The organism is Bartonella sp. MR100HLJHH, from assembly GCF_042194215.1.
Classification (GTDB): domain Bacteria; phylum Pseudomonadota; class Alphaproteobacteria; order Rhizobiales; family Rhizobiaceae; genus Bartonella; species Bartonella grahamii.
Genome location: NZ_JBHIMR010000036.1, coordinates 1 through 4365, shown reverse-complemented (window position 1 = coordinate 4365; position 4365 = coordinate 1). Strand labels below are relative to the sequence as shown.

Annotated in this window: 5 protein-coding genes; all 5 read right to left on the bottom strand. The window is 43.7% G+C overall.

Features of this window, described 5'->3' with window-relative positions; translation table 11 throughout:
• The coding region (locus ACFIJ7_RS08995) for a phage tail tape measure protein (RefSeq protein ID WP_375645126.1) at positions 1-2196 on the bottom strand (2196 nt) is incomplete at its 3' end.
• Positions 2193-2255 carry a hypothetical protein gene (locus tag ACFIJ7_RS08990; RefSeq protein ID WP_234924827.1) on the bottom strand — a complete coding sequence of 21 codons (63 nt, stop codon included), beginning with the start codon at positions 2253-2255 and terminating at the stop codon, positions 2193-2195. The genes ACFIJ7_RS08995 and ACFIJ7_RS08990, both read right to left, overlap by 4 nt.
• Before the next feature lie 47 nt (positions 2256-2302).
• Positions 2303-2590 carry a phage tail assembly protein gene (locus tag ACFIJ7_RS08985; RefSeq protein ID WP_375645125.1) on the bottom strand — a complete coding sequence of 96 codons (288 nt, stop codon included), beginning with the start codon at positions 2588-2590 and terminating at the stop codon, positions 2303-2305.
• A gap of 2 nt (positions 2591-2592) precedes the next feature.
• On the bottom strand, positions 2593-3099 hold the full coding sequence (locus ACFIJ7_RS08980; protein ID WP_375645124.1) for a phage major tail tube protein: 507 nt from the start codon (positions 3097-3099) through the stop codon (positions 2593-2595).
• Positions 3099-4310 (bottom strand): phage tail sheath subtilisin-like domain-containing protein, encoded by a 1212-nt coding sequence (locus tag ACFIJ7_RS08975; protein ID WP_375645123.1) that lies wholly within the window; start codon positions 4308-4310, stop codon positions 3099-3101. The genes ACFIJ7_RS08980 and ACFIJ7_RS08975 overlap by 1 nt, the downstream gene beginning before the upstream one ends.
• Positions 4311-4365 lie beyond the last annotated feature (55 nt).

Here is a 4365-nt window from a genome sequence, read left to right as displayed (position 1 = left end):
TACTGAAATATTTAGATTTGTAATGGTTACACGGGCGTCTACTTCAACGGGTTTATGAACCGTAATTGGCTTTGGAGCTTTAAAGGCACCCACTTTATTTGTTGCCTGCATTTGTCCTGTTTCAACGACACTTGTATTAAAACCACTCTTGCGTTTTTCAGGCGGGGTGTTTGTAACCACTACTGTATCCAGCATTTTTTTTGCCCGTGCATTGGTTTCATTGGTAAAGGTTTTAATGGTCTGGGTTGAAGTTTTGTTGATTGAAACATTAAAGCCTAGCTTTTTTTTCATCCAATTAGGCATCCAGCTGGTTAATTTGCTTATCATGCCGCCAAACCAATCAGACAGAGCATTCCATTGGCTTTTGATACCTTCCCAAAGCCCGTTAATCAGATTGGATCCTGCTTCCATTAAATCGATGCTAAACAGCCACTCAATCAATGCATTGATTTTTTTTGAAATCCAAGAGAGCGGTGAAAAGTTTTTAAAGAGCGTCAAGAGGTTATTGAAAACGTTACTACATAAGCTCGCAAAAGAATTCCACAAGTTGCTTATGAAGCTTACTACCGTATCCCAATTTTTGTAGAGCAGATATCCAACTCCAACAAGGGCAGCAATACCAGCCATTATCCAGCCGATAGGAGTGGTCATGATTGCGATACCAAGCGATATAAAAGCAGAACTAACGGCAGTTATTGCTGGAATGAGTGAAGCTACAAGAGTTACAGCAAGACCAGCAATTGCGGAAGCAGCTGAGGCTAATGCTGAAAGCAGTGATCTTCCCAGAGTAGCAGAAAATCTAATAAAAGCTTTATCTGCTGCGATTATTTTTGAGAGCAGGGATTTTCCAAGATTTGCAGCCAGACCGGTAATTTTAGAACCAACGGAAGTGAAGGCTGAAAGCACTGGTCCTGAAAGAGCGAAAGCAAGCCTGATAAAAACTGCGCTTACTATGGCTAGTGATGTAAGCAGCCAGCCATTGATTTTGTCCCAATTTTTATAAAGCAGATATCCAGCTCCAACAAGTGCCGTGATACCGCCAATTAGCCAACCGATAGGTGTGGTCATGATTGTGATACCAAGTGTGACAAACGCTGTTCCTACGGCTGCTAATGCGGCAATGAGTGGACCAAAAATGAACGAACCAAGTGCCACAAGTCCTACCTTGAAAAGGGTTATTTCACCAATCAGAGGTTCTAGCCATTGGAACCAGCCTTTAATTCTCTCTGTGAGATCACTGATGCCTTTTCTTAAATCGGAGGTAGGGTTAAGCAAATCATTAAGGACTTTTTTTAAGGTTTTTGCCCAGCTCGCAACGGTTGTTTGAATGAGGTCGCGGTTTTCATCAATCAACTTTGAAAAACCGTCAATCATATCATTAATCACGGGCATGAAACGGGCGCCAATAAAGCTCGCGATACCGCCTATTTTTTTCTTAAAAGCACCAAGCTTATCACTCAAATCTGCTGCATAGCGTGCAACATCGGCACCTATGAGCCATTTTCCTTTTCGCGCCTTTGCAAACAGCTCTTTGATAGGCGCCATGCCTTGTGCAAGCATGGTCGCCATTTCTTTACCATCGCCCCCAAACAGCAGAGCGGCAATATGCTGTCTTTGTGCTTGATTTTTCATCTTACTCATCTTGTCGGTAATTTCTTCCAACAAAGCCGAATTTGATTTGAGTTTTCCAGAAGCGTTTTTGACAGAAATGCCAAGTGCTTCAAAGCCCATAATGCCTCTTTTTTGTCCAGCATATGCTTGTGCTGAACGCCTATTTAAAGTTGCTAGAGATTGTTGAAAAAGTTCAGCAGAATATCCTGAATTATCGGCTGCATCGCCCCATAATTGAAGCGATGCAACACTCATCCCCAAATGGCGTGATGCGTGATGAAGACTATCCCCCAGATGCATGGTTTTCATGGTGAGGGCGGCTACACTTGCCACAAGACCACCACCAGCAAGCCCTAAGACACCGGTAAAGACCGAAGCACGGCTTGCCGCCACTCCAAGAGCACTTTGAACGCCATGAAGGCTTTTTGTCATGTTTTTGACAGCAGCAGAAAAGCGCGGAATACCCAAACTATGTGAGAGTGTTTTAGACAATGTATCGAATTTTTTTTGTACACGTTTAAGAGGCGCGGTGAGTTTGTCTTCAAGAGACAGTTTTACCTTTGCATCAGCAACTTTTTCACTCATTTTGTCTTATACCTTTCTGCTGCTTGTTTTCGCCAGAATATGAGTTCTTGCGGTTCCATTTCCATCATCTTTGAAAGGGACCAATGGAACACAATGGTAATATCGGCTATGAGTTTAGCGGCGTTTTCCCAGTCGAGGTATCCCGCCGCTTGATAAAAGACTCCAAAATCTCTCCAAGACTTGCCATGTCATTAATATCGAGTTCTCCAACCGCTTCATGTGGCCATCCAGAAAGGCGTGCAACCATAGCGATTGTTTGTTCTATGCCTTCTTTTTTATCGATTGCTTGCACATCTTTTGTTTTGGGGCGCTGTAAGGTAATTGTGGTGTGTTCTTTTCCCTCAAAAGTAACCGGTACAAGTAATTTATGTGTAATGCTTGTTTGTACTGTCATTTTTATAATCCTATGTTTTCTCTATGACCTGCTAAATCATCAACGCCATTGAATCTCCTCACCATGTTGAGAGCGTCTATCTCAACAATTTCAACGTCCTTCTGGACATATTTGAAATACTGTAATGTGAATGTTGCTGTGGATGTTGCTTTGCTCCCCGGTTGCCATTCTGCCATTTCAAAGCCTTTGCATAGTCCTCTCATGGTAATGACAACACCTTCTGCGGGTGTGCCTTGCGCTTGCATTGAACTTCGTAATGAAATGTCGACATCAGTGCGCCCCAACAGTGTCATCAACTCTGGAGAGCAATCAGAAATGGTCATGGTGAGAATGAGAGTTTCAAGACCAAGGTCAACTTCAATGGAGGAGTCCATGCCTCCGCCGCGATAACTTTCAACAACCAAATTCAAATTCGGTAATGTTACGCTTTCACATTTTGCTTGATAGGGAATGCCGTCGACAAAAATGTTAAAATATTTCAAAACTCTTGGTAAAACGGGGATAGCCATTAAAAAATCTCCTCTAAATAATCATTCACAATGCGTGAACGGAATGTGATGTGTTCTGCTGGTGTTGTTGGTGTGAATTCGACATTGAAATAGACTCTGCCGCTTTCAATAGCGCTTGCTGTATTCAACTCTGGATCAGGCGTACAACGCCCACCAAGAATGGCGCCTTGTGCTTTTAAATCACGCAAATAGGCATTGACGCTTTCACTGACATCATTCATGTAGGTTTTTTTGATATTGCGATCGACAGCCCATAGATGTCCGCGCAAAATGGCGTCATTGATCATATCTGCGGTTCTCACCACCGATAAGAAAGCAAACTTTGTATCGCTTGAAAGGGTGCGATTACCCCAAAGACGATAACCATTTTCGCGGATAATTGTTGTGATGTTTTGTTCGTTAAGAAGGTTAGCGCGGCTTGATCGATCACCAATGGAAAAATCAATGGGGCGCGCAGTGCCAACAATGCCATTGATCACTTTGTTTGAAGAGGAATGCCAAAAACCGTGTGTAAAATCAGTTTTGGCAATGACACCAGCAACTGCTGCACTTGCTGGCTGTTCTAAGATTTTTCCATCACGATTCACCTTTACAAAAGGGTCAACTATGATGGCGCGCTTTGAATCAAAATCCTTTGCTGTGCTAAGGGCTGCTTCATCTGTTGTGTTTGGTGCATCAAGCACCACAATAGCACGCAGACGCTCTGCAATGCCAATGAGTTCTGCTGCGACGGGGTTGGCAGTTGCACCAGTTCCATTCTCTTCAATATTCACACTGGAAGGGCGTTGATGTGTAAAGCCTGGAGCGATGAGAATGCGTGGTGTTTGTCCCACAATGGACCCCGCTCCAATCAAAGCATGGACGCCTTCATAAGCGCCATTTGCATTCACACCACCTAGAACATTGGTGAGTGTTGCATTTTCATTGTCACCCTCGTTCACACGCACGACAACAACAATAGCTCCCACTTGCTTGAAAATAAGATCAAGGGCATTGGGTAGGGTGCCTTGACGCTTGCCTGTTTTATCCAGTTTAGCTGCTTGTGAAAGAGAGCCTGTTACCAAAACGGGTGTATTAAGAGGAAATGCTTGTTCATCTGCATCGGGCGCCGTGCCAACAATCCCGATAACTGCCGATTGTACCGCGCGAAGGGGGCGGGTGCCGTCGTCAACCTCGATAACTTCAACACCGTGTAAAAAACCTGTTGCCATACTTTATGCTCCTTTAAATGGTTGGCTAATGAAATGAATGGGAAAAAAATGAGGG